Here is a 22,762-nt window from a genome sequence, read left to right as displayed (position 1 = left end):
CTCCTTCCTCGTCAGCTCCCGATTCTCATAACAGTGGGCAGTGGGCAGTGGGCAGTGGGCAGTGGGCAGTGGGCAGTGGGCAGTGGGCAGTGGGCAGTGGGCAAGAAGGGGCCATTCCAAGGGCCATTCCCCTATTCCCCTACTCCCCTACAGTTCCTTCTCGGCCAACTCGCGAAACGCGTCAGGAACCGATCGCGACTGCCCGAGCGTGACCGAGGCGTAGCCGACCGCCTCCCAGCCAAAACGGTCGCGGATCTTGTCGACGGCGCGGTCGGCGATCCAGCGCGCCGCGCCCTTGCTGGTGCCGGGGCGGTGGCTGTCGTCATCGAGGCCGAGCGGCAGTTCCAACTGCAGGGCCGGTTGCTTCTCCAGATGCGACACGGCGATCGCCAGCAGCGAAATGGTCTTTTCGTGCGGATGGTCGACAAGCACCTTGCGCACCAGCGTCTCGGCGATCTCGGCCAGCATCGCGGTTGCCGAAATCGGCTGGTCGAGCGTGATCGAACGCGTCACCGAGCGCAGATCGGCAAAGCGGACGCGGACCGTCACCGTGCGGCCGGGCCGGGATTTCGCCCGCAGCCTGGTGGCGACCCTGTCGGCCAGATGCAGGAGGGTGGGCACGAAGATTTTTGCCTCGGCCGGTTTCCTGCCGAGCGCCGATTGCGCGCCGGCCGATCGTGCCCGACGCTGCGTCTCGAGTTTTCGTGGATCGCGGTTCCAGGCCAGCGCGTTGAGCTTTTCGCCCGCCGCCGGCCCGAGCAGGCGCTCCAGCGATTTGGCGTTAAACTTCGCCAACTCGCCTATGGTGCGCACGCCAATGCCGGCCAGCCGCTCCCTGGTGACCGGACCGACGCCCCACATCAGCTCGACCGGCAACTCGTGAAGAAACTCCAGCTCGTGGCGCGGATCGACCACCACCAGCCCGTCGGGCTTGGCCACCTGCGAAGCGATCTTGGCCAGATGCTTGGTGCGCGCCACGCCGACCGAGATCGGCAAGCCAAGCTCAGCCCGCACGCGGCGGCGGATGGTTGTCGCGATCTCGGTCGGCGGGCCGAACAGATGGGTGCAGCCGGCTACGTCGGCAAAGGCCTCGTCGATGGAAATCCGCTCGACCACCGGCGTGAAATCGCCGAGCACTTGAATAGCCGCATCGCCGAGCCGCTGATAATCCTTGAAATGGCCGCCGACGAAAATCAGCCGGGGGCAGAGCTCACGCGCGCGCCGGCCCGGCATGCCGCCACGCACGCCAAAAGCCCTGGCCTCGTAGGACGCGGCCAAGACGACGCCGCCGCCGACGGCGATCGGCTTGCCGCGCAGGGCGGGGTCGAGCAACTGTTCGACCGAGGCATAGAAAGCGTCCAGATCAGCGTGGAGGATGTTGGCTTCCATCCGGCCCGTTCGCCCGCGGCGGTTCGAACGCCGCATTGTCTTGAGGGTGGGTTTTTGTGGAACATAAAGAGAACAAACAGGGCGGATTGTCAAGGAGGTGGAGGGTAGTCGCTTCAGGTTTGCGCTGCCCCTCATCGCCCTGCCGGGCACTTCTCCCCGTATAGGGACGTATAGGGACGGGGAGAAGGACAGTCTTCGCAAAGGGTTTCGCCAATCTCCAGCGATGCAGAAAAGGTGCCGAGGTTGCGGCCAGCCACCTTCGCCCCGTCACTATACGGGGAGAAGGTGCCGGCAGGCGGATGAGGGGCGGCGCCGACTTCGGCAATCAGCCCAATCGAGCGCTACAGCGCCATCTTGTAGCCGAGATGGCTGGCGATGAAACCGAGGCCCTCGTAGAAAGCGTGCGCCTTCCGTCGACTCTTGTCGGTCGTGAGCTGAACGAAGCTGCAGTTGCGCGAACGGCATTCTTCAACCGCCCATTCGATCATCTGCTTGCCGACGCCGCGAGACCGCCATTGCTGCGCGACGCGAACGCCTTCGATCTGGCCGCGCCAGGCGCCTCTCCTGGATATACCCGGAACGAAGCTGAGCTGCAGGGTTCCAATCACTTGCCCGGCTTCGACGGCCACGGCCAGCAGTTGGTTGGGATCGGAATCGATTGCGCTGAATGCATCGAGGTAGGACGGCACGAGCGGCGTCGACGGGTCTTCGCGGCCGGCGCCGAGCGCATCGTCGGCAAGCAGTGCGACAATTGCCGGCAGATCGGGCGCTTGCGCGCGACGGAATTTGATCTCGCTCATCGAGTGGACATACGGTGTGGATTAGTGACGGCACGTGCGGTCCAGCCATTCGCGATATGTGCGTCGCGGTGCGGGCGACCGGCGCTAGGCATTCCCAGCTGATGGCCTCGCCGACCTCCAGCTTACGCCGCCTGCCGTGACCAGAGGCGGTGGCCGTAGCGGCGGAAGAAGCGCGCCAGCAGAAGCTGCTGCCTGGCGCGGGCGAGATCGGCGCCGCGCCTTTCCTGGCGCCAGCGCGGCATATTGCGATAACAGGCAATGAAGCGGGCGGCGTCCTCGAGCGCCTCCTCAGCCGACTGCGCCGGGCGGATCGCCGCTAGGAACAAGGCCTCGCCGAGCTTCAGCCGGTCGACCAGCGCCTTGCTGGCCATGGCCGAGGCGCGCCCGGCCTATGCCGTCGAGGCGGATAGCCGCGAGGGCGGCGAGCATGGCCGGGCTGTCGCCGGTATAGCCGCAATCGCGGGCGAACTGGGCGGAGAGGGCGTCCATCTTCGTCTCCTTGGCTGGCGGCGGCGCGACGGAGACCCGGTCCCGTCGCCCATTCATCTGGGATACCGCATGTAAGCATAACTCAAAAAATGGCACAAGTTAAACTTTTTCATGGGTTGAACGGAACCGACTCGACTCTTCGGGAAAAACCCCTAATGTTGTGAACAAAACAGGAACTGAGGCATCAGGGACGATGGCATTGCCGGGCAAGGAAGCAACGATCGCCGAGGTCGTCTCGATCGCGGTCGAGTGTATCGCTTGCGGTCGAAACAGATGGTGGAAGCCGGCGGAGCTGAGGCGATTCGGGGTGAGCGCGCAGACGCCGCTGGCGGCGCTCTCGGGGCGGCTTCGCTGCTCGGCCTGTCGCGCCGATGGCCTGCCGGGCGCGGCGGTCTCGATCCAGGCGGCGTTCATCGACGAGCGGCAGCAGCGCCGCGCCGAGGCGCGGATGCTTGGCGAGCGCGAGGTTCCGCTGGAGAGATCCAGGCGGGCTTGATGGGGAGTGGCGATTCCTTCTCCCCTTGTGGGAGAAGGTGGCCTCGCGAAGCGAGGTCGGATGAGGGGTGTTGGACGGATCGCCAACGCCTGCCTTTGCTCCAGGGAAGTGAAGCGAAGGCGACGGATTGCCGATGCCTCATTCCGTCCAGCACCCCTCATCCGGCTCGGCGCTACGCGCCGATCCACCTTCTCCCACAAGGGGAGAAGGGCGCGCTCCGCCGCCGCCCTAGTACCCCAGCAGTTCCTTGAGCGGGATGACGCGCCAGACGTGTTTTATCGCGTAGCGGTTGAAGGTCAGCGACTTCGGCGGATTGTACTGCTCGACGACCAACTCGGCGGCGGTCCGCTTGACCAGCTTTTTGATGAAGGCCTTACCGTTGCGCTCGTTTTCCTCGGGAAACATCTCGATCACCACGTGGTCGCCGGGCACAGCGTCGCGGCCGCCGCAATAGAGCATCTCGCCGGGCTCGTAGCGCGGCACCATCGAGTCGGAGAGCACGTGCAGCGCGAACACCTTGCGCAGATGGGCGATGCCGGGCGGGCGCTGGACATAGCCGGCGACCTCGCCGTTGAAGGTGAAGTCACCGTCGTCGCCGCCGACCGCGGCACCCAGAAGCTCGATGTCCATCGGGCCGGCGGGCAGGGGGGCGGCGTCGGTGACGATCTCGGCGTCGGCGACATTGTCGGCGTCGTCGAGGAAGACGACCTCGCCCTTGCCGAGCGCCACCGGGTCGACGCGCAGGAAGGCGGCGGTCTTCAAAAGGTTCTCGGTTTTCGGGAGGTTGCGGCCGGTTTCCCAATTGCCGACAGCGGCGACGTCGGTGTCGTTGTGCTCGGCAATATGGCGCATCACCAGGCCGCGCTGCTTGCGCGCCTTGCGGATCGCCGCCCCGACCTTGATCGACAATGAGGTTTTCGCCATGGCGCCATCTGAAACATAAGAATCGGTTTCGTCCATGAAAGAATGGCTTGCATATTTCTTGAGTTATGCTTACATATAGCCATGCACAAGCCACGCTCCATCTCGCTTTCCCATCCGTCCCGGCTGTCCTCCTCCCCGGCCGGGACGAAGCCCGAGGCTCGCGCCTCGGATCCGGTGGCCCTGCCGTCAGCGGCGGCGACCGGAACGGCCGGAGCCGTCCCCTCACGGCTCCGGCCCCGAATTTCGGCGCGTGCAATGCGGCCTTTCGTGCAGCCGCACCGAGGACGGCACGGTCATCGTCTTCGACCGGCGCACGGGCAGGGCGGTTTCCCCTGGGAGAGGTAATCGGCGACGCCGCGCCGCCCCTCACCTGCCTGCCGGCATCGTCTCCCCGTGAACGGGGAGAGGGGGCAGCTTCGGCATCTACGCAACCCTTTCGATCTCGATGGAAGAACATCATGCCCGCCTATACCGACACAAAATTGCAAAGCATCGCCCGCACGCCGGCCAGGCTGGCGCCGCCGGTCTGGCTGCCGCAGCGCCCGTTGGTGCGCGAGATCCAAGGGCCCGACGGCGAGGCCCTCAAGCTGCCGTCGCCGCGCCCCGCTGCCGCCGTCGGGCGCCAGCCGCATGTCGCGGCCATGCGCTTCATCGACTGCCTGTTCAACCGCTGCCGCGCACCGCTCGACCTGACGCTCGAGCAAAATCCCGAAAACGACGCGCCCGGCAGCCGGCCGGCACTGGCGATGCTGTGCTGCGGCTTGCGCACGCGGCCGCTGAAAAGCTACTGCGCCTATCACGCGGCGCGGTTCTGCGACCATCGCCGTACGGCTCTCGCGGACGCAGCGTGAGCGGCATCGGTCGAGAGTCTTCTCGCCAAGCACGGCGGCCCGGTTCCTCGCCCCCGCTGAGCGGAGGAGCCCAGCGAGGAGCCACAGATGAGCAAGAAGACCGCCCAAAAGGCCAAACCGCCCAAATTACCCACGGGCGAGGCCGAGCAGGTGCGCATCCGCAAGCAGGTCGGTCATGATTTCGCGCTGAAGGACGATGCCTTTGGCCGCAAGCGGCTGGCGACCGGCACGCTGGAGGCGAGGCGCGTCTATGAGGTGTCCAATAACGGCCACACCGCGACCGGCGGGATTGTGCGGGTGCGCAATGTCGACCCGCTGACCGGCATCACCTCGCTGTCGCGCCAGCAGCGCGAGGCGGGCATGCGCTACCGCGAGGATTTTCGCGTCTCGGCACAGGACGGCGTCAAGCCGATGGCGCTGATCGAGCGCGTCGACGGCGGACGCATCGGCGGCGGCGTTGCCGACCGCATCCTGTCCGCCGGCCGCGCCTATGCCGACGCCACCAGGGCGCTTGCGCATTGGGAGGTGTCGGTCGTGGTGCAAAAAGTCTGCTGCGCCGGCGAAACGGTGAAGAGCCTGGCCGAACAGACCGGCGAGCCGCGGGATGTGCTGTCGAAACTGCTCAAAATCGGGCTGGACTTGCTGGCGGTGCATTACGGCATGATGCTGATGCGGCGGCCGTGGTGAAGGGGCAAACGGGGCGTTTGGCAATGCGTTTTGGCCAGCGTCCTCCAATTGAAGGGCGCGGGTTTCCCGACGGCCTGTTACGCTGCGCCATTGCTGGTAGATCACAATGCCAAAGATGCCGCAAAACGCTCATTTCGCAGATACGGCGCCGACGTCTTCGGCGCTGACCGCGTATGACGAGCACTGCATGCTGACTTACATCCGGCTGCTCGATGCTTCGGCGGACAGCGCCGATTGGCGTGAGGTCGCCCACACCGTCCTGCACATTGACCCGGAGCAGGAGCCAGAACGGGCATTCCGCGCCTGGGCGACGCATCTGGCGCGTGCCCGCTGGATGACCGAGGTTCGTGTCGATCGGCATGATCGTGGCACGGAATGACGCGGGAGATTTTTCGTGGAACTGCCATCCCGGTCTGACCGTTTAGACAGGAAACCAACTGGGAAGCGCCCGATGAACTCTTGGCAAATCAACACCTTGGAGGCCTGCTGCCTGCTTGCCGTCCCGCTGTCGATGATCCTTACGGTTCTGGTGGCGGGTTTCATCCTTGGCTGAATCTGCACTGTTCAGTGAAGGAGACGGCACGCATGGCGGCACCGGCGTGAGTTGCGCCTTGGCATTCATCGCGCGCGACACCTTCAGCGACGACAAAAATGATCCTGCCTCTCAGTCCTTGGCGCGCTCCACATAGGCGCCATCAGCCGTCATCACCACCACGCGGGTGCCGGCGGTGATGTGCGGCGGAACCAGCGTGCGCACGCCGTTGGACAGCGTCGCCGGCTTGTAGGACGAGGACGCCGTCTGGCCCTTGGTCACCGGCTCGGTCTCGACCACCTCGAAGGTGGCGCGCTGCGGCAGCACCAGCGAGATGGCGATGCCGTTGTACTGTGAAATCTGCACCGCCATGCCTTCCTTGAGATAGGGCGCCATCTCGCCGACCACGCTTTCCGGCACCGCGACCTGGTCATAGCTTTCCGGGTTCATGAAATGATAGCCTTCGGCGTCGTGGTAGAGGAAGGTATGCTCGCGCTCCTCGACATAGGCGCGCTCGACCTGCTCGGTGGTGCGGTAGCGCTCCGAAACCTTCACCCCGTCGGAGATGCGGCGCATGTCGAGCTGGGTCACCGGCGTGCCCTTGCCCGGATGGATGTTTTCGGCAAAGAGGATCACATAGAGCTTGCCGTCCTTTTCGACGACATTGCCTTTGCGTAGGGAACTGGCGATGACCTTCACGGGCTTTATTCCTAACAGCGTTGACTGGCCTGGGAGCGCCGAATGGCGCAAATCGGCTGCGGGAGCCGTTCGGTGCGGCCTAGCGCATCTTGGCGGCAATCGCCAGTCCTCGATGCAAATCCTGTCGCCATGACCGCCGCCTCGCCCTGGTGGACGCCTGATGTTCACGCCGACCGGCGGCCGCGGTTGATCCTGCGCAACGCCATCACCGCGGCCGTGCGCGACTGGTTTGCCCGCCGCGACTTCGTCGAAGTCGAGACCGCGGCGCTGCAGGTCTCGCCCGGCAACGAGGCGCATCTGTCGGCCTTCGCCACCGAGGCGCTCGGCCCAGATGGGCGGCACCAGCCGCTCTATTTGCACACCTCGCCGGAATTCGCCTGCAAGAAGCTGCTCGCCGCCGGCGAGAAACGCATCTTCAGCCTGAGTGCCGTCTATCGCAACCGCGAGCGCGGCCCATTGCACCATCCGTCCTTCACCATGCTCGAATGGTACCGGGCCGATGAGACCTACGACAGCCTGATGCAGGATTGCGCCGGGCTTGTCGCGCTGGCCGCCGAGCGCGCCGGCACGAAACGCTTCGCCTTTCGCGGCCGCGAGGCCGATCCGTTCGCCGAGCCGGAACGGTTGAGCGTCGCCGAGGCTTTTATCCGCTATGCCGGTATCGATCTGTTGGTCACGGTCGCCGCCGACGGCAGCACCGATCGCGAGGCGCTGCATGCGGCTCTGGTCCAGGCGGGCTTGCGCACCGCGCCCGACGACAATTGGGCCGATCTGTTCAGCCGGGTGATGGTGGAAAAGATCGAGCCGGCGCTGGGGCAGGGGCGCGCCACCATTCTTTACGGCTATCCGATCTCGGAGGCCGCCCTTGCCCGGCCGAGCGCCGATGACCCGAGGACCGCCGAGCGCTTCGAGCTCTATTGCTGCGGCGTCGAGCTGGCCAATGCGTTCGGCGAGCTGACCGACGCCGACGAGCAGCGCCGGCGCTTCATCCTCGAAATGGACGAGAAGCAGCGCATCTACGGCGAACGCTATCCGATCGACGAGGATTTCCTCGCCGCACTGGCCATCATGCCGCAGGCAAGCGGCGCCGCACTCGGCTTCGACCGGCTGGTGATGCTGGCGACGGGGGCGATGCGGGTCGAGGATGTGATGTGGACGCCGGTGACGGGGTGAGGCGAGGCCTGCACTCTACGGCGCCCCCTCTGTCCTGCCGGGCATCTCCCCCTCAAAGGGGGAGATTGGCTGACCGCAACGCCGCACCTCGTCCTTCAACATCGGCGATTGAGGCCGGAGCGACGCGAAGGCGCAATCTCCCCCCTTGAGGGGGAGATGCCCGGCAGGGCAGAGGGGGGTGCCTCGCTCAGGCGTCACAATACTACCGCCCCATCAGCAAAGCGACGATCAGCCGCTGCAGATTGCCGCGCGGGGCGAATTCTACCCGGTCGAAATCGCGGCTTGCCTGCCGCTGCGCCTGGGAGAGTTCGGCAAGCCGCGTGGTCATTTCGGTCCTGATCTTTTTGCAGCCGGGATCGTCGGCGACGGACAGGCCGATGGTCGCCGTCTCGATCTTGCGGACCATGTCGACGATGATGTCGCCATGCACCTTTTCGTGGGCGGCGAGGCCAGCGGCGAAAACGTCCCAGCTCTTCTGCACGGCGGCCGGCACCGGCCCGGACGCTTTGGGCAAGGTATAGGTTATGATGAGTTTTGGGCGCGCCGACACCAGCACACAGGCATTGCCTTGCCGCTGATAGTCCCTGACCCAGGTCAGCTTGAAGTTGGTATAGGCCATGGCGCGGACCCTGCTTTTGCCGATCGTCGGCCCGCGTTCGCCCATCGAGGCATGGAGCTGGGGACCGGTCTGCCCTGAAACGGCGTAGGTCTCGACCTTCTCGACCGGCTTCCAGCCCGCCTGCGCCGGCGACGCCAGCAAAATGGCCAGGAGCAGGTAGGTCAGAACGGCTGTTTTCATGCGAATCCTCCGGGGCGATGCCTTTGGTGTGAGATCATCAACGCATGGCCGGAATGCGGTCAAGGCGCCGTTGCCGAACTCGCCGTTCGCATTTCGCGTCGAAAGAACCAATCAACGGCGATGTGCCGCAAACTCAATCCGCTTGGCGGGCTCGTTTTGAAATCTTCTTTCTCATTAAACTCTATAAACTTAGTAGAGTTAATGCACACAAGCGTTTTGCGAGGAGCCCAAATGTCGAAAAATCTGGTGGTGGGGCTGTCGGGCAACCTGACCCGTCCGTCGAAGACCAAGGCGTTCATCAGCCACATCGTTGCGGAGGTGGCGAGCAGCACCGGTGCAGCCTCGACCGTTTTCGACATCGAGGATCTCGGTCGGTCGTTTCCGCTGGCAAGGCGCATTGGCGATCTGGATCCATCGGCCAGGAACATCGTCGAGCGATTGCTGGGCGCCGACGTTCTGGTGGTTGGCTCGCCGACTTTCAAAGGCAGCTACACCGGGCTTTTCAAGCATTTCTTCGACCTGCTCGACCCGTCATCCCTGCGGGGAAAGCCGGTGATCCTTGCTGCAACCGGCGGCGGCGATCGTCATTCGCTGGTGGTCGAACATCAGCTGCGGCCGCTGTTCGGCTTCTTCGAGGCTTTGACCCTGCCGACCGCGATCTACGCCTCCGACAAGGACTTCGCCAACGGCGTGCTGGTGTCCGAAGCCATCCATGCTCGCGCCAGCCAAGCGGTCGCCGAAGCATGCCGTGCGGTGCCACGCAGCGTCGGTCTTGCCGCCTGAATACCGGCCCCGTGTCCTCAATTCGCTTCCCGCACAGCTCAGAAGGAGCCCGCAATGACCAGACCCAGCAAGTCGAGGCAGATCAAGCTTGGTGCTTTCCTGCCCGGTGGCGGACAGCATATCGCAGCCTGGCGCCATCCTGACGCGCCGGCCGACGGCGCGACGAATTTCGAGTTCCACAGGCAGCTCGCGCTGACCGCCGAGCGCGGCCTGTTCGACGCCTATTTCCTGGCCGACAATCTGACCGTCGGCCTCGGCGCCCGCGAAGGCGGCAATGCCAAGATCGCCGGGTTCGAGCCGGTGACGCTGTTTGCCGCATTGGCGCCGCTCACCACGCATCTGGGCTTCATCGCCACCGCCTCCACCACCTATGAGGAGCCCTATACGCTCGCCCGCAAGTTCGCCTCGCTCGACCTGCTGTCGAACGGCCGGGCCGGCTGGAATGTGGTGACCTCGGCGGGTGACGAGACCGCGCGCAATTTCAATCGCGAGACGCAGCCTGCCCACGCCGAGCGTTATGCCCGCGCGCATGAACATGTCGAGACGGTCAAGGCGCTATGGGACAGCTGGGAAGACGATGCCTTCATCCGCGACAAGAAGTCGGGGCGCTTCTACGACAAGGACAAGCTTCACGACATCGACCACAAGGGCCGGCATTTCAGCATCAAAGGTCCGCTCAATGTGCCGCGCCCGGTTCAGGGCCACCCGGTGGTGGTGCAGGCCGGGCAGTCGGAGGACGGACGCAAGCTCGCCGCCCAGTCGGCTGAGGTCATCTTCACCGCCCATCAGAACCTGGCCTCGGCGCAAGAATTCTACCGCGATATCAAGGCGCGCGTGGCGGCAGTCCGCCGCGATCCCGGGCAGGTGCTGATCATGCCGGGCGTAGCCCCCTTCGTCGGCCGCACCGAAGAGGAAGCCCGCGCCAAGTACCAGCAGCTGAACGAGCTGATCCTGCCCGAGGATGGCGTGGCCCTGCTCAATGGGCTGGCCGGCCAGACGCTCGACATCAGGGGTTACCCGCTCGACGGACCGCTGCCGCCGAGCCGGGAAACCGAAGGCATGAAGAGCCGCCAGGCGCTGATCCGCCAGATTGCCGACGAGCACAACTTCACCATCCGCCAGCTCTACCAGTGGGTGGCGACGGCCCGCGGCCACTACACCGTGATCGGCAGCGCGGCGCAGGTTGCCGATCAGCTGGAGGAATGGTTCGGCAATGACGCCGCCGACGGCTTCAACATCCTGCCGCCGTGGCTGCCCGGCGGGCTCGACGATTTCGTCGACCTGGTGATCCCCGAGCTGCAGCGTCGCGGCCTGTTCCGCACCGCCTACGAGGGCAGGACGCTGCGCGAGAATCTCGGCCTCAGGCGGCCGGAAAACCCCTGGACCGCCGCCCGCTCCAAGGTGCTGGCCGCCGAATAGATTCTCTTGAAGCAAAGGGCAAGACGATGAGTTTGCAACACATCGAGCAGCGGGTGACGATCGATGCACATGACGGCAGAACCGGCCTTGGCGCCGATTTCCCGCGCCTGGCCAACCGCACTGTCATCCGCTTCCTGTCCCGCTACGGCATCCTGATCGGCTTCCTCGCGATCTGGCAGGTGTCGAGCAGCGCGGGATGGGTCAACGCCGCGGTGCTGCCGCCGGTCGACACGATCGTCTCCGCACTGTGGAATGGTCTGGCCGGCGGCACCTTGCTTGGCGATATCGCCATCAGCCTGCAGCGCGCCGGCCTCGCCTTCGCGGCGGCGGGGGCGGTTGCCATCCCGCTTGGTCTGTTCATGGGCCAGGTGCGCGCCGTCGAAACCGCGCTTGACCCGATCCTGCAGGTTTTCCGGCAGACCTCGGCGCTTGCGCTCTATCCGGTGTTCATCCTGCTGCTCGGGTTGGGGGAGGCATCAAAGGTCTTCGTCATCTTCTGGGCGACGCTGTTTCCGCTGCTGCTCAACACCATCAGCGGCGTCAAGCAAGTCGATCCGAAACTGCTCGAGATGGCCCGGGTCTACGGCGCCACGCGGGTCACCGCGTTTCGCCGGGTCGTGCTTCCGGGGGCCGTCCCTTCGATCTTCGTCGGCTTGAGGCTGAGTGCGACCACGGCGCTCTTGTTGCTGATCGCATCCGAAATGATCGGCGCCAACAAGGGCATCGGCTTCCAGGTGATGAACGCGCAGTACAACTTCCAGATCCCGCTGATGTTTGCAGCGATCGTCATCCTTGCCGGCCTCGGCCTGATCGCCAACCAGGCGCTGGTCGGCCTGCAGCGGCGGCTCTGCCGCTGGAGCAATCCCATCGACTGACCAGCTTTCAACCATCCTCTCCAACAGGCCCGATCCTCCAACACGAAAGTCCGGACCATGCCAATCACTCGCCGTTCCCTGCTTGCAGGCGCTCCCTTTGCCGCCGGCATCATCGCCTCCGGCCTGCCTCGCTTTGCCGTTGCGCAAGCCGCGCCGGTCACGTTGCGCTACCTCGCCAGCCGTGGCAGCATCTCGCCGCATGAGCTGGCGGACGCGCTCGGCTATTTCAAGGACGTCGGCGTCAAGCTTGAGAATGTCGGGTACTCCAGCGGCGGCCCGGAATCGCTGTTCGCGCTCGCCTCCGGCAGCGTCGATCTCGGCTCGGCCGCAACCGCTGCGGTGATCAATTCGATCTCCGGCGGCAACGACTTCGTCGCTGCCTATCCAAGCAACGGCATCAACGGCCAAGTGCGCAGCATCTTCTACGTGCTGGAAGACAGCCCGATCAAATCGATTGCCGACATCGCCGGCAACACCATTGCGGTCAACACGCTCGGCGCCCATCTCGACTATACCGTCCGCGAGGCGCTGCACGGCGTCGGCCTGCCGCCTGATGCCGCCAACCTCGTCGTCGTGCCCGGGCCGCAGCTTGAACAGACCTTGCGGTCACGCCAGGTCGATATCGCGGCACTGGGCTACTGGCAGGCGACGTTTGCCGGCGCGCTGGTCGACAAGGGCGGTGTGCGCGGCGTGTTCAACGACACCGACGTGCTGGGCGAACTGGCCGGCGGCTTCATTGTCCTGCGGCGCGACTTCATCGCGGCGCATCCGGATGGCGCCCGCAATTTCGTCGAACAGTCGGCCCGCGCCGCCGACTGGTCGCGCCAGAACCCGAACGAGGCGCGCAAGGTGCTTGCGGAGATCCTCGATAAACGCGGCGAAAATGGCGAGCTGGCGCGCTACTGGACCGGCTTCGGGCTGCGCGAAGGGGCGAAGGCCGACGACCGCGACATAGACTTCTGGATCGGCGTGCTCGAGCGCGACGGCCGGCTGCCCAAGGGCAGGCTGAAAGCCGCGGATATTCTTTACGGGCGCGGCGAAACGAAAACCAATTGATCGGGAGACGGCCATGGCCAGCACAAGCGGCGGCGAGGGTCACGATACGCGACCTCTCCAAATCCTTCACCCTCGGCGGGCGCCTGCTTGCCGTGCTGAGGGCGCCATGGACCGGCCTGCCGTCGATCGCGACACCGCCGCTGTCGGCGGCCTCAAGACCGGCAAGGATGCGCAGCAGCGTGGTCTTGCCCGATCCGCTGACGCCGACGATGACGAGACATTCGCCGGAGCGGATGTCGAGGTTGAGCGTCGGCGCCGAGCGCGCGGTCATCTTCCAGGAACCGCGCCTGCTGCCCTGGCTGACGGTGCTCGGCAACGTCGCCTTTGGCCTCGAAGTGCGGGGCGTGCCCAAGGCGGAGGCCGAGGACAAGGCCCGCTTCTATACCGCGCTCGTCGGCCTGGCCGAATTCAGCGATGCCTATCCCAGGCAGCTTTCGGGCGGCATGGCACAGCGCGTCGGCATTGCCCGGGCCTTGACCGTGCAACCTGAAATCCTGCTGCTCGACGAGCCGCTAGGCGCGCTCGACGCCATGACCAAGATCGGCATGCAGGAGGAACTGGCACGCATCTGGAGCGAGGAGAACGTCACCATGGTCATGGTCACCCATGATCTGGAAGAAGCGATCTATCTTGCCGACAGGGTGCTGATCCTGCCCAGGGAGAAGGGCGGCACAGCACGGCTGGTCGAGGTTGAACTGCCGCGCCCCCGCGATCGCAGCGAGAGCCGGTTCGTGCGCTACCGCGAAGAACTGCTGCGCGAGTTTGGCTTGCACTGAGACTGGGGGCACCGAGACGCTGGTGAAAGGCGCGTCTTGCGCGCCTTACTTCCCGGCCGCCCCGGTCGAGAACAGCGCGCGCTCGACCGTCGGCTCCAGTGTTTGCGCAAAGGGCGTCGCCATGTGGTGGCGGTCGCGATAGGCCAGCTTGCCATCGATGAAGACATGGCAGGTCTTGGCGTCGCAGAACCGGTCGGTCATGTCGATGTAGGTCGCGTTGGGGACGGCGCGCACGATGTCACGCTCCACCGCGGCCATGGCGTCGTTGGCGGCGTCGGTTCGCGGCGCGTCACATACCGATGGCGTCTGTCCACGCCACAGCGCGCGGGCCACGCAGGTGTCGACAAACAGGGTGTTGAACGGCACATCGCGGATGAAGGCGACTTTCAGCCCGGCCTGGCTGAACGCCTCCAGCGTTGCGCGCAGGCCGCCCTGCCAGTCCTGATCGAGGCTTTCGGATTGCCGGGCGTCGGGCGACAGTTTGCGCGAACTGGTCAGCGAGATTTCCGAGATCACCACCAAGCTCGGGCGCAGGGCGATGATCTCCTTGATCGATTGCTCGCGCCATTGATCGCACTCGGTGTAGTCACGCTTCAGCTTCGAGCTCCAGACCGTCAGCCGCGATGCCCGGCAGGCGGCTTTGAGCCAGGTGACGACCTTGTAGTCGTTCTTCTTCGCCGCCTCGATCAGCGGCGTCGACCAGTGATCGGCATGCGAATCGCCGAACAGCGCGATCGAGCGCTCGGCATTCTTGGCGCCGAACTCGCAGGCCCTCGGCGTCACTGTCTCGTAGTCGACAACGCAGCCTACCTTGGCGCGCGCGGTAGAGGGCTGCGCGGCAGTTTCGGCAACGATGCGTTGCGAGGGGTCGAGGCCGTCCACGGCAAGGCGCGCATTGGCGTAAGTCGCCACGACGCCGGCGCCGGTCAGCATTGCGGCGGGGATTAGCGCGCGCGCCGCGTTCGCCATCAGCCAGCCATTGCGACGGATCGGGTTTTCGATGAAATTATAGGTGAAGAGCGACATCGCCAGCGTCAATGCGGCGCAGGCAAGCCGCCCCGGCCAGGCCAGGTCGGGCACCATCATCGTCGCATAGACGATGACCGGCCAGTGCCAGAGGTAAAGTGAGTAGGAAAGTTTCCCCACCCATTGCAGGGGCGGCAGCGCCAGCATGGCGCTCGGCCCTCTTTGGACATTGCCGGAGCCGCTGAGCAGCAGGAGCACGGTGCCGGCCACCGGCACCACCGCCGCAAAGCCGGGGAAGGGGGTGTCCTGCTCGCTGAAGGTCAGATAGGCACCGGCGATCAGCGCCAGGCCAAGCCATGCCAGTGCTGCGCCCAGTTGCGGGCGCTCTCGCCAGAATTTTACCGGTGCCATCGTCGCCAGGCCGCCGGCGGCGAATTCCCAGGCCCTGAGCGGCGAGAAATAGAAGGCCCAGGGCTGCGCCACGGTGGTGAGCCAGGCGCAGACGGCGAACGACACCGCGCCGGTGAGGCCGATCACCAGGATCGCCGTGCGCTTGCCCGGGCGCAGCCATGCCGCCAGCAGAAGCAGCCCCGGCCATACGAAATAGAACTGCTCCTCGACCGAGAGCGACCAGAAGTGGATGAAGGGGTTGTTCGCCGCATCGGGGGCGAAATAGTCGAACGACCAGCGTATCAGCCAGAAATTGATCGCATAGGCCGAGGCGAACATGGCGCCTTTCGAATAGAGCGACTGTTCGTCCGGCGACAGGATGAAGTAGCCGGCGACCAGCGTGGCGAAGATGACGAACAGCGAGGCCGGCAGCAGGCGCCGGGCGCGCCTTGCATAGAACCGCCACAGGTCCAGCCTGCCGTCCTCGGCGATTTCCCGCAGCAGCTGGCCGGTGATCAGGTAGCCGGAGATGACGAAGAAGATGTCGACGCCGGTGAAGCCGCCAGGCAGGTCCGACAGACCAAAATGGAACGCGACGACGCCGGACACCGCCAACGCACGCAGCCCTTCGATATCAGGCCGAAACGATGCTGACACGGCAAAACCTCGCGAAGTCGTTGAAAAGCCACCCGTGCGAAGACTCGACGCAATGCATGGATATTGCAATGCAACAAATCTAACGCAGTGCAACATAAGTGGAAGTTTGCCGGGTGCAGTGCGGCATGCTCGTGGGTGCGTCCTCAGCGAACGCCGCGCCAGCGCTGCCATCCGCATCCGCGGCGGCGGACTTTGGGCGGCGGGATTTTGGAGCACAAAAAGACAATTTGGCCGGGATACGGCGGGCGGGAGGCGTGCGAATTTGACTGGCGTCCGCTCTATCTGTTCGTTTTAGCCGCATTTCCGCAACGCCAGATTCCTCCTGGCTGCAAAAACACTCTAGCGGGCCCGATCTCAGGCTTTAGAAGGAGCCCGCCGCTCGCGCGCCGCGCTCCTCCCTTAAGCGCCTCGCGTTCGAAAGGAAATCGACGCGCTTTAAGTCTTTGTTTCTGTGCCTGTCGTTACCCCCAAAACCGCTGCGCACCCTCGGGTCAGGCCCGAGGGCATGCTTTTGGGCGACAAGCATCAGTCGTCACCGATCACGCATGCGCTGGCGGATGATGACGGGAGTCCCAGACTGCCCAGGCCGATGCCGCAACCACCAGCACGCCGAGGACAACGTGGGTCGCCATTGCGTTGCCGTTTGCCACGAAGCCGAGCAGCCAGGGCGACGCGATCAGCCAGAGCCCGACGACAAGGTTCACCCACTCTTCCCATTCGGCGAATACTGAAAGCGCCGCGAGCGCCAAGGCGCCGAGCACGACCGCGGCAATCCAGGCGTTCCAGGCAGCAGCGGTTTCAGCAGCGAAGCCGATAACCCAGGGTGAGATGAACAGGCATGCCGCAAGGATCAGGTTGATCCAATCCTGGGCCTTCTTTCCTTCCATCAGATCGTTTGCCATGACAACCTCCACAGATGAAGCTTGACCAAAGCACTACGTCGCGTGCAACGCACGCTTAGTCATTGATATATCGCAGTTTCGCGCGCTTTCAAGGAGTGGCGCCGGGGGCGGCCGGTTACGCACCTGAGTGCCGGGCGCGATCACGCCTTTTTCAGGAACTCGGTCTTCAGCACCAGGCCCTTGACCTGCTTGGTGCTGCACTCGATCTCGCCGGGATTGGCGGTGAGGCGGATGTTCTTCACCAGCGTGCCGCGCTTGATCGTCTCCGACGTGCCCTTGACCTTCAAATCCTTGATCAGGGTGACGGAATCGCCCTCGTTCAACTGGGCGCCGTTGCTGTCTCTTGCGATCGCGTCTGTCATATCAGGGTCTTTCATCGAAGGGGATAGCGCACTATCCGGCGGATGGGGGCAAGGTCAAGCGTGCTGGCAACTGTGCCATCGCTGGCGCGTGAAGCGGGCAGGGCACCCTTGTTGCTCATGTCAGGAGGCCGTATCGCCCGTCGAAGTCGGCGATGCCTCGTGGTTGAAGCCGATTTCACCGGAAGGTGGAGGATCACAGCCTGGCGCGCCGCCGGCTAAGCCTGTCGATCAAGTGGCCTGTCGAACAAGTGACTTGTCGAACAGGTGACCTGTCGAAATGCAGACCCGTCGATCGCGGACACCGCAAGCGGCGTACGGCCGGTTAAAGATTGAGCCCCACAACGGATGGAGGGACTCTAGAAATTGAAATAGATCGCCGGCGGATACAGACTGGATCCATTGTTGTCGGCTGGCGCCGCCGTCGCATCAGACGACGTGATCCCGCTGGTGGACTTGTTGTCGAGCGGCGGCCGGTTTTTCTCGGCTGAGGACGCTTTGGCATCGGTGGCAACGGCTTTCGTCTTGGCCTCCACGGCTTGCGAAAGTGCGAGCACGGTGAGAAGTGCAGACAGGGCAAGTTTCATGACGAGGTCCCTCCATGGTTAACGTAAGGTTAACCGCGGCCGCCGGCCCGAACACGGCCGCTGTGTGGAAGGACGTGGAATTCTCCGGAATTTCTGGAATATTAGCTTGTGGAAAAGTACAATGTGAGCAGTTGCCGGCACGTGTAGGCTTGCAGCCGCATCAGGCCGAAGCTTGGAGCGGCCGCGACAGAACCCAGACATCCAGTTGCGCTTGGCCGCTCAATGTCGCGGCCAACGCTGGTGTTAAGATCAATCCCTGAAGCCGTTCGAGTCGAGCAGGGCGACCTGCTTGCCGTCGATGAAAAAGCGTATCACGTGCGCGCCGCCGTCGACTTCGATGCGCGTCGGATCGATGACCGGCGCCGCAGGAGCCGCCTTGCCATATGTCGCTGCCGCGCGCGAGCCGGCAGCGGCACGCGACGGTCCATCCGGCCCGAAGGTCAGCAGCAGCAGTGCAGCGGATCCAGCCGCAACCGCGGTGAAAGGGATTTTGGGGGAGGCAATCCAGGACATCGAATTATTCCTTCCTTGTTGAGGCGGCATCTACGCTGGTTTGTGCCGGTGCCGAGAGCTCGGCTTCGCCGTCGTTCAAATGACTGAGGAAGGGTGTTGGTATTCAGGCCTAAATAGCGTGAGTTTCATAACTTGCCCCTGCCCTGCGCGACCTTAGCGCCGCCCGGCGGGGCGAAAAGCGCAGGCGCGTGGAGGGGCGTGGAATTCTCCGGAATTTCTGGAATATTAGCTTGTGGAAAAGTATAGCCGGCGCGTGCTATCCTCGCGGCGGCATAAAGGGGCGGGTAGGATGGCACAGCATATCGCGCAGAAATTGCGGCTGACCGCGGCCGTGCTGGGGACCGTCACCCGCAAGGACCTTGCGGCGGCGTTCCGGGGCGTCAACCCGAAGACGGCGTTCGACCTCGGCCGCGCCGATAAATGGCTGCAGGGGCGCTCCCAGCCACGCGAGCTCAGCGTCTACGACGACTGGACGAAGCTGCTCAAGCTGGAGCAGCCCGGCGCCTGGATCGCCGAGAGCGACCTGCCAGGTTTTACCGCGGCGATCTGTGCCCGCCACGGCATCGACAGGGCCGAACTGGAGCGCCGCGCCAATGCGCATTTCGAAACCGCTGCCGGGCATGAGGAGCGGAGCCCTGGATTGGCCCTTGCCGGAACCTACGCCTGTTATTCGAGCGCCTTGTCGCCCTACTATCGCGGCCAGCTGATCAGGGGCAGCCTGTCGATTGAGGTCGGGCCGGGGGCGAACGGCCTGACCGCCGCCTATCGCGAGGCCTTGCCGACCGGGCAGCTGCTGCTCGGTGGGCAGATGACGTCGGCAAAACGCGGGCTTTATGCGCATCTGAAGGAAGCCAGCGGCGAAGCGCAATTCTTCTTGTGCCTGTTTCCGCACTCGCGGCCGGGAAGCGTGCTTGGCGGCTATTTGTGCGGCACCACCATCATCGGCCCGGAGCCGCAGCCGTCGCTGACCCGAATCCTGATGGTCCGCTTGCGCAATCCGGCGCCCCAGGCATGGGGCGGATATCTGCCGCCCGACGGATCGATCGCCGCCGATCTGGCATCGCTTGGCCTGTCCGTCGAGCAGACGGAAGCGGTTGACCGGCAGCTGGCGCAATTCCTCGTCGGAGACAGCGACGGCGGCGCCAGCCAGATCCCGCCGGCCGAATTCCGCGCCATCGTCGACGTGTTCGACCGTCATTGGCTGAGCCATTCCGCCTGACACCGGGCCGTCTGACCCCGGGCTGAGCGAGAGACGAAGACCGCTTGTCGCTCGCGCGGGGCTCGCTGGCACGAAGGTGGGGACGTTGCATGCCGGCTCAATATGCCCGATCATGGTCATGGCAGGGTGGAGGCATCAAGTGGCGGCCAATCGGCGAAACGGCATGCATCCGTCGGAGCCCGGGCTGGTGGGCGTTGTTTCGGCTGCCATGGCCCTGCCGCGCATGTCGCTGCCCACCGTCGCGACCGTCGTGGCGGCGGTTGCGGCCCTGTATTTCGGGCGCGAGGTTTTCCTGCCGATCGCAATCGCGCTGCTGCTGACCTTTGCGCTTGCACCCTTGGTTTCGGCACTCAAACGGGTCGGCATTCCCCGTCTTCCTGCGGTCATCGCCAGTGTGCTGGGCGCATTCACCGTCCTTGCGCTGTTCTCCTTCATTGTCGCCACGCAGGTCAGCGAACTGGCGCAGAACATCCCGCTTTACCAGTCAAATATCCTGACCAAAGTCCGATCCCTGAAGGAGACCGGCGTCGGCGGCGGCGTCATCGCCAGGCTGAGCGAGGCGATCGAACGCGTTGGCCAGGAACTCGACAGGCAGGAAACCTCACCGCCCGCTGCGGATCAGCCACGGCGCGATCCGGTGCCTGTCGAGATCATCGCACGCGAAAGGCCGCTGCAGGTTCTGCAGAACCTGATCGGCCCGCTGATCAGCCCGCTGGCGTCGGCAGGCCTGATCGTCGTCGTCGTCATATTCATGCTGCTCGAGCGCGAGGACCTGCGCGACCGTTTCATACGCCTCGTCGGCTATGGTGATCTTCATCGAACTACCGAGGCGCTCCAGGATGCCGGCAAGCGGGTCGGCCGGTATCTTCTCATGCAGTTGGTCGTGAATATCGTCTATGCCATACCGGTTACAGCAGGGCTTTGGATTCTGGGGATACCCAATGCGCTGCTGTGGGGCTTGCTGGCGCTGGCGCTGCGCTTTGTTCCCTATATCGGCCCGATCATTGGTGCGCTGCTGCCGCTGTTCCTGGCGCTTGCCGTGGCGCCTGGCTGGTCGCTCGTGCTGTGGACCGCCGGTCTGTTCGTGGTCATGGAATTGATCACCGGCAATGTCGTCGAACCGTGGCTCTACGGTTCACGAACGGGGCTTTCGCCATTGGCCATCATCGTTGCGGCGATCTTCTGGACCTGGCTCTGGGGCCCGCTGGGCCTGGTCCTGTCGACGCCGCTCACGGTCTGCCTCGTCGTGCTCGGCAGGCACGTGCCGCAATTCGAATTCCTCGACGTCCTGTTCGGCAACGAACCGGTGCTCGAACCCCACGCCCGGCTCTACCAACGGCTGCTGGCCGGCGATCCAGAGGAAGCCACGGATCACGCCGAGGAGATGCTGGAGGAAAAATATCTGTTCGAATTCTATGACAAGGTCGCCATTGCCGCACTGCTGCTCGGCGAGCAGGATCGGGTGCGCGGCGTCATGGGCGATGAGCAAAGACGGCGGGTGGCGGCCAGCGCGCAGATGCTGGTGGCGAACCTCGACGACAGCGCACGGGAGGAAGCGGAGGAGGACGATGATCCGGCCACAGCCGAACCTGCGCCGGCGGACAAGGACAAGGACAAGGACAGGGACAGGGACAGGGACAGGGACAGGGATAGGGACAGGGACAGGGACAGGGACAGGGACAGGGACAGGGACAAGCAGGCTCAAGCGGAGGGCGAGGACGACACTGAGCTGCCGGATGGCACTGACATGTCGGTGCTGTGTGCCGGCGGCCGCGGCGAACTCGACGATGCCGCCGCCGCCATGCTGGCGCAGGTGCTCGAAGTCCAGGGGGCGACGGTCTCGAAGGCGAGCTTTGCCGATATGGATCCGACTGGCATTCGCCGGCTCGAGCTCGACGCTGTCGACACCGTTGTGGTCGGATTCCTGAACCGCGACTCGGTCAAGCACGCCCGTTTTCTTGTTCGTCGGCTGAAACGTGCCAGGTCGGCGCTGCGGGTAGGGATCGTGTTCTGGTCGAAGGACGGCGACGACAAAAAGACAGAAGTCGAATGGACCAATGACATCAACGCCGATTTTGTGGCGTTTGGCATGGTCGAAGCCGTTCTGGGCGCATTGTCGAGCGATCCGCCGGTTGCGCTGAAGATCGCTGCCAAGCGCCGCATGCGCCGCCGGCCGCGCCCGGCCAGGAAGGCGCCGCTTGCGGCTGCAAAGTAAGAGACTGTTTGGAAACTCTACTCCGGCGGCCATCTGATGGCGTTTTCTGTGCTTCCGGTGCTCACGGACCCAAATGTCCGCTGCGCTCCGGTTCTCGAAACCACCACCATATGACTCGCCGGAGCGACTTTCGAAACAGCCTCTGAGGTCGTAGCTCGCCCTCACGTCCAGAAATAGCGCACCGTGTGAAAGAAAACCGGGGCGGCGAAGACCAGGCTGTCGGCGCGGTCCATCATGCCGCCATGGCCCTCGATCAGATGGCCCCAGTCCTTCACCCCCTGGTCGCGCTTGATGGCGGAGGCGACCAGCCCGCCGAGGAAGCCCATCAGGCAGGCGATGAAGGCGACACCCGCCGCCTGCAGCGGCGAAAACGGCGTCAGGAACGACAGCAGCGCGCCAAGCAGGCTCGACGTCGCCAGCCCGCCGACCAGCCCTTCCCAGGTCTTCGACGGCGAAACCTTGGGCGACATCAGGTGCCTGCCGAACAGCTTGCCAAAGATGTATTGCAGCACGTCGCTGCCTTGCACGGTGATGATCAGGAAAGCGACCAGCAACAAGTTGCGGCCGTCGAAGCCGGGCACGTCGAGCGTCAGCAGCGCCGGCACGTGGCTGACGCAGTAGACCGAGATCATGACCGCCCATTGCTGCGCCGAGACGCGCTCGAGAAAGCGCTCGGTGTCGCCGTGCAGCGCGGTGATCGCCGGCATCAGCAGGAAGCAGTAGACCGGGATGAAGATGGTGAAGAGGCCGTACCAGGCGGTCCACACCAGCCAGTACTGGAACGGGATGATGAGGCCGAACATGCCGAGCAGCACCCAATGGTCGCTGCGGCGGCTGTGCGTCAGCGTCACGAATTCGCGCAAGGCGGCAAACGAGATCAGCGCGAACAGGATGGTCATGCCGGCGCGGCCGAAGAAGAAGGCGACGGTGATCGCCACCACCATCACCCACCAGGCGTTGATGCGCTGGTTGAGATTGACCAGCGTCGACGACAGCGGCTTCGGCGCGCGCCACGACAGGATGCCGGCGACCAGGCTTGCCGTGGTCAGCACCGCAGTGAGGCCGACAACTATGATAAGGGTCTCGTGCATTGGCATGTTGTGCTAGTCGTCTCTTGGAGCATCGTGGCTGTGAGGATCGTGCCGGATATCGGATCCGGCACGATCTCTAGCTCTTTCGGCTCTACGCTCTTTGGGCTCCACGCTG

Annotated in this window: 23 protein-coding genes and 2 pseudogenes; 12 read left to right on the top strand and 13 right to left on the bottom strand. The window is 64.6% G+C overall.

Translation table 11 applies throughout. The features are described 5' to 3' along the window. Positions 1–147: 147 nt before the first annotated feature. The 3 genes from dinB to AC0L2Z_RS30840 form a co-directional block, all read right to left on the bottom strand. On the bottom strand, positions 148–1,389 hold the full coding sequence (dinB, locus tag AC0L2Z_RS30850; protein WP_287259847.1) for a DNA polymerase IV: 1,242 nt from the start codon (positions 1,387–1,389) through the stop codon (positions 148–150). A gap of 341 nt (positions 1,390–1,730) precedes the next feature. After that, positions 1,731–2,189: a GNAT family N-acetyltransferase gene (locus AC0L2Z_RS30845; protein WP_287259849.1), complete on the bottom strand. Its 459-nt coding sequence runs from the start codon at positions 2,187–2,189 to the stop codon at positions 1,731–1,733. A 122-nt stretch (positions 2,190–2,311) separates the two neighbouring features. Then, a complete protein-coding gene (locus tag AC0L2Z_RS30840; RefSeq protein ID WP_287259851.1) occupies positions 2,312–2,560 on the bottom strand; it encodes a hypothetical protein in 249 nt (82 codons plus the stop codon). Between the two features lie 311 nt (positions 2,561–2,871). Here AC0L2Z_RS30840 and AC0L2Z_RS30835 point away from each other — a divergent pair, with 311 nt between their 5' ends. Next, positions 2,872–3,174, top strand: coding sequence for a hypothetical protein (locus tag AC0L2Z_RS30835; protein WP_473630124.1), 303 nt, complete (start codon positions 2,872–2,874; stop codon positions 3,172–3,174). 228 nt (positions 3,175–3,402) lie between these two features. Here the strand turns inward: AC0L2Z_RS30835 and AC0L2Z_RS30830 are convergent, their stop codons facing one another. Then, positions 3,403–4,098 (bottom strand): XRE family transcriptional regulator, encoded by a 696-nt coding sequence (locus AC0L2Z_RS30830; RefSeq protein ID WP_023799071.1) that lies wholly within the window; start codon positions 4,096–4,098, stop codon positions 3,403–3,405. 458 nt (positions 4,099–4,556) lie between these two features. Here AC0L2Z_RS30830 and AC0L2Z_RS30825 point away from each other — a divergent pair, with 458 nt between their 5' ends. The 3 genes from AC0L2Z_RS30825 to AC0L2Z_RS30815 all read left to right on the top strand — a co-directional run bounded on the left by AC0L2Z_RS30825 (position 4,557) and on the right by AC0L2Z_RS30815 (position 6,015). Continuing rightward, positions 4,557–4,949 (top strand): hypothetical protein, encoded by a 393-nt coding sequence (locus tag AC0L2Z_RS30825; protein WP_051407815.1) that lies wholly within the window; start codon positions 4,557–4,559, stop codon positions 4,947–4,949. An 87-nt stretch (positions 4,950–5,036) separates the two neighbouring features. Then, positions 5,037–5,636: a DUF6456 domain-containing protein gene (locus AC0L2Z_RS30820; RefSeq protein WP_287259855.1), complete on the top strand. Its 600-nt coding sequence runs from the start codon at positions 5,037–5,039 to the stop codon at positions 5,634–5,636. A 106-nt stretch (positions 5,637–5,742) separates the two neighbouring features. Beyond that, positions 5,743–6,015 carry a hypothetical protein gene (locus AC0L2Z_RS30815; RefSeq protein ID WP_023799068.1) on the top strand — a complete coding sequence of 91 codons (273 nt, stop codon included), beginning with the start codon at positions 5,743–5,745 and terminating at the stop codon, positions 6,013–6,015. A 285-nt stretch (positions 6,016–6,300) separates the two neighbouring features. On the opposite strand, the gene efp is transcribed toward AC0L2Z_RS30815, so the two are convergent. After that, entirely contained in the window at positions 6,301–6,867 is a 567-nt protein-coding gene (gene efp / locus AC0L2Z_RS30810) for an elongation factor P (protein WP_128170705.1), read from the bottom strand. 129 nt (positions 6,868–6,996) lie between these two features. Between efp and epmA the strand changes: the two genes are divergently transcribed. Then, positions 6,997–8,040, top strand: coding sequence for an EF-P lysine aminoacylase EpmA (epmA, locus tag AC0L2Z_RS30805; RefSeq protein WP_287259983.1), 1,044 nt, complete (start codon positions 6,997–6,999; stop codon positions 8,038–8,040). Positions 8,041–8,242: 202 nt separating this feature from the next. On the opposite strand, the gene AC0L2Z_RS30800 is transcribed toward epmA, so the two are convergent. Next, the gene (locus tag AC0L2Z_RS30800) at positions 8,243–8,839 is read right to left on the bottom strand and encodes a DUF922 domain-containing Zn-dependent protease (RefSeq protein ID WP_023799064.1); all 597 of its coding nucleotides are present in this window, start codon (positions 8,837–8,839) and stop codon (positions 8,243–8,245) included. A 231-nt stretch (positions 8,840–9,070) separates the two neighbouring features. Between AC0L2Z_RS30800 and msuE the strand changes: the two genes are divergently transcribed. The 4 genes from msuE to AC0L2Z_RS30780 are packed head-to-tail and all read left to right on the top strand — an operon-like array spanning position 9,071 to position 12,972. Continuing rightward, positions 9,071–9,622: an FMN reductase gene (msuE, locus tag AC0L2Z_RS30795; protein WP_128246992.1), complete on the top strand. Its 552-nt coding sequence runs from the start codon at positions 9,071–9,073 to the stop codon at positions 9,620–9,622. A gap of 54 nt (positions 9,623–9,676) precedes the next feature. After that, positions 9,677–11,041: an LLM class flavin-dependent oxidoreductase gene (locus AC0L2Z_RS30790; protein WP_287259857.1), complete on the top strand. Its 1,365-nt coding sequence runs from the start codon at positions 9,677–9,679 to the stop codon at positions 11,039–11,041. A 26-nt stretch (positions 11,042–11,067) separates the two neighbouring features. Next, the gene (locus AC0L2Z_RS30785; protein WP_128246994.1) at positions 11,068–11,916 is read left to right on the top strand and encodes an ABC transporter permease; all 849 of its coding nucleotides are present in this window, start codon (positions 11,068–11,070) and stop codon (positions 11,914–11,916) included. Positions 11,917–11,973: 57 nt separating this feature from the next. Further along, positions 11,974–12,972 (top strand): ABC transporter substrate-binding protein, encoded by a 999-nt coding sequence (locus tag AC0L2Z_RS30780; protein WP_128246995.1) that lies wholly within the window; start codon positions 11,974–11,976, stop codon positions 12,970–12,972. A gap of 154 nt (positions 12,973–13,126) precedes the next feature. Here AC0L2Z_RS30780 and AC0L2Z_RS30775 read toward each other — a convergent pair. Beyond that, positions 13,127–13,243, bottom strand: a pseudogene (locus AC0L2Z_RS30775) (ATP-binding cassette domain-containing protein); the annotation flags it as partial. On the opposite strand from AC0L2Z_RS30775, the pseudogene AC0L2Z_RS30770 reads away from it, so the two are divergent. Next, a pseudogene (locus AC0L2Z_RS30770) lies at positions 13,221–13,748 on the top strand (ABC transporter ATP-binding protein); the annotation flags it as partial. The pseudogenes AC0L2Z_RS30775 and AC0L2Z_RS30770 sit on opposite strands and share 23 nt — an antisense overlap. A gap of 45 nt (positions 13,749–13,793) precedes the next feature. Here AC0L2Z_RS30770 and AC0L2Z_RS30765 read toward each other — a convergent pair. The 5 genes from AC0L2Z_RS30765 to AC0L2Z_RS30745 form a co-directional block, all read right to left on the bottom strand. After that, positions 13,794–15,761 carry an acyltransferase family protein gene (locus tag AC0L2Z_RS30765; RefSeq protein WP_287259859.1) on the bottom strand — a complete coding sequence of 656 codons (1,968 nt, stop codon included), beginning with the start codon at positions 15,759–15,761 and terminating at the stop codon, positions 13,794–13,796. A gap of 539 nt (positions 15,762–16,300) precedes the next feature. Then, a complete protein-coding gene (locus AC0L2Z_RS30760; RefSeq protein ID WP_287259862.1) occupies positions 16,301–16,663 on the bottom strand; it encodes an SPW repeat protein in 363 nt (120 codons plus the stop codon). A 140-nt stretch (positions 16,664–16,803) separates the two neighbouring features. Then, positions 16,804–17,025, bottom strand: coding sequence for an alkylphosphonate utilization protein (locus AC0L2Z_RS30755; RefSeq protein WP_023799061.1), 222 nt, complete (start codon positions 17,023–17,025; stop codon positions 16,804–16,806). Positions 17,026–17,381: 356 nt separating this feature from the next. Next, the gene (locus AC0L2Z_RS30750) at positions 17,382–17,609 is read right to left on the bottom strand and encodes a hypothetical protein (RefSeq protein ID WP_027154287.1); all 228 of its coding nucleotides are present in this window, start codon (positions 17,607–17,609) and stop codon (positions 17,382–17,384) included. A gap of 249 nt (positions 17,610–17,858) precedes the next feature. Continuing rightward, entirely contained in the window at positions 17,859–18,122 is a 264-nt protein-coding gene (locus AC0L2Z_RS30745; RefSeq protein ID WP_023799059.1) for a hypothetical protein, read from the bottom strand. A 289-nt stretch (positions 18,123–18,411) separates the two neighbouring features. On the opposite strand from AC0L2Z_RS30745, the gene AC0L2Z_RS30740 reads away from it, so the two are divergent. Further along, a complete protein-coding gene (locus tag AC0L2Z_RS30740) occupies positions 18,412–19,341 on the top strand; it encodes a hypothetical protein (RefSeq protein WP_023799058.1) in 930 nt (309 codons plus the stop codon). A gap of 139 nt (positions 19,342–19,480) precedes the next feature. Next, positions 19,481–21,556, top strand: coding sequence for an AI-2E family transporter (locus AC0L2Z_RS30735; RefSeq protein ID WP_473630123.1), 2,076 nt, complete (start codon positions 19,481–19,483; stop codon positions 21,554–21,556). Positions 21,557–21,717: 161 nt separating this feature from the next. Here the strand turns inward: AC0L2Z_RS30735 and AC0L2Z_RS30730 are convergent, their stop codons facing one another. Beyond that, entirely contained in the window at positions 21,718–22,647 is a 930-nt protein-coding gene (locus AC0L2Z_RS30730; protein WP_128170716.1) for a phosphatidate cytidylyltransferase, read from the bottom strand. Between the last annotated feature and the right edge of the window lie 115 nt (positions 22,648–22,762).

It is taken from the genome of Mesorhizobium sp. WSM4850 (genome assembly GCF_055811735.1).
Note: the sequence above shows the minus strand (reverse complement) of the source record. Positions and strands in the feature narration are given on the sequence as shown.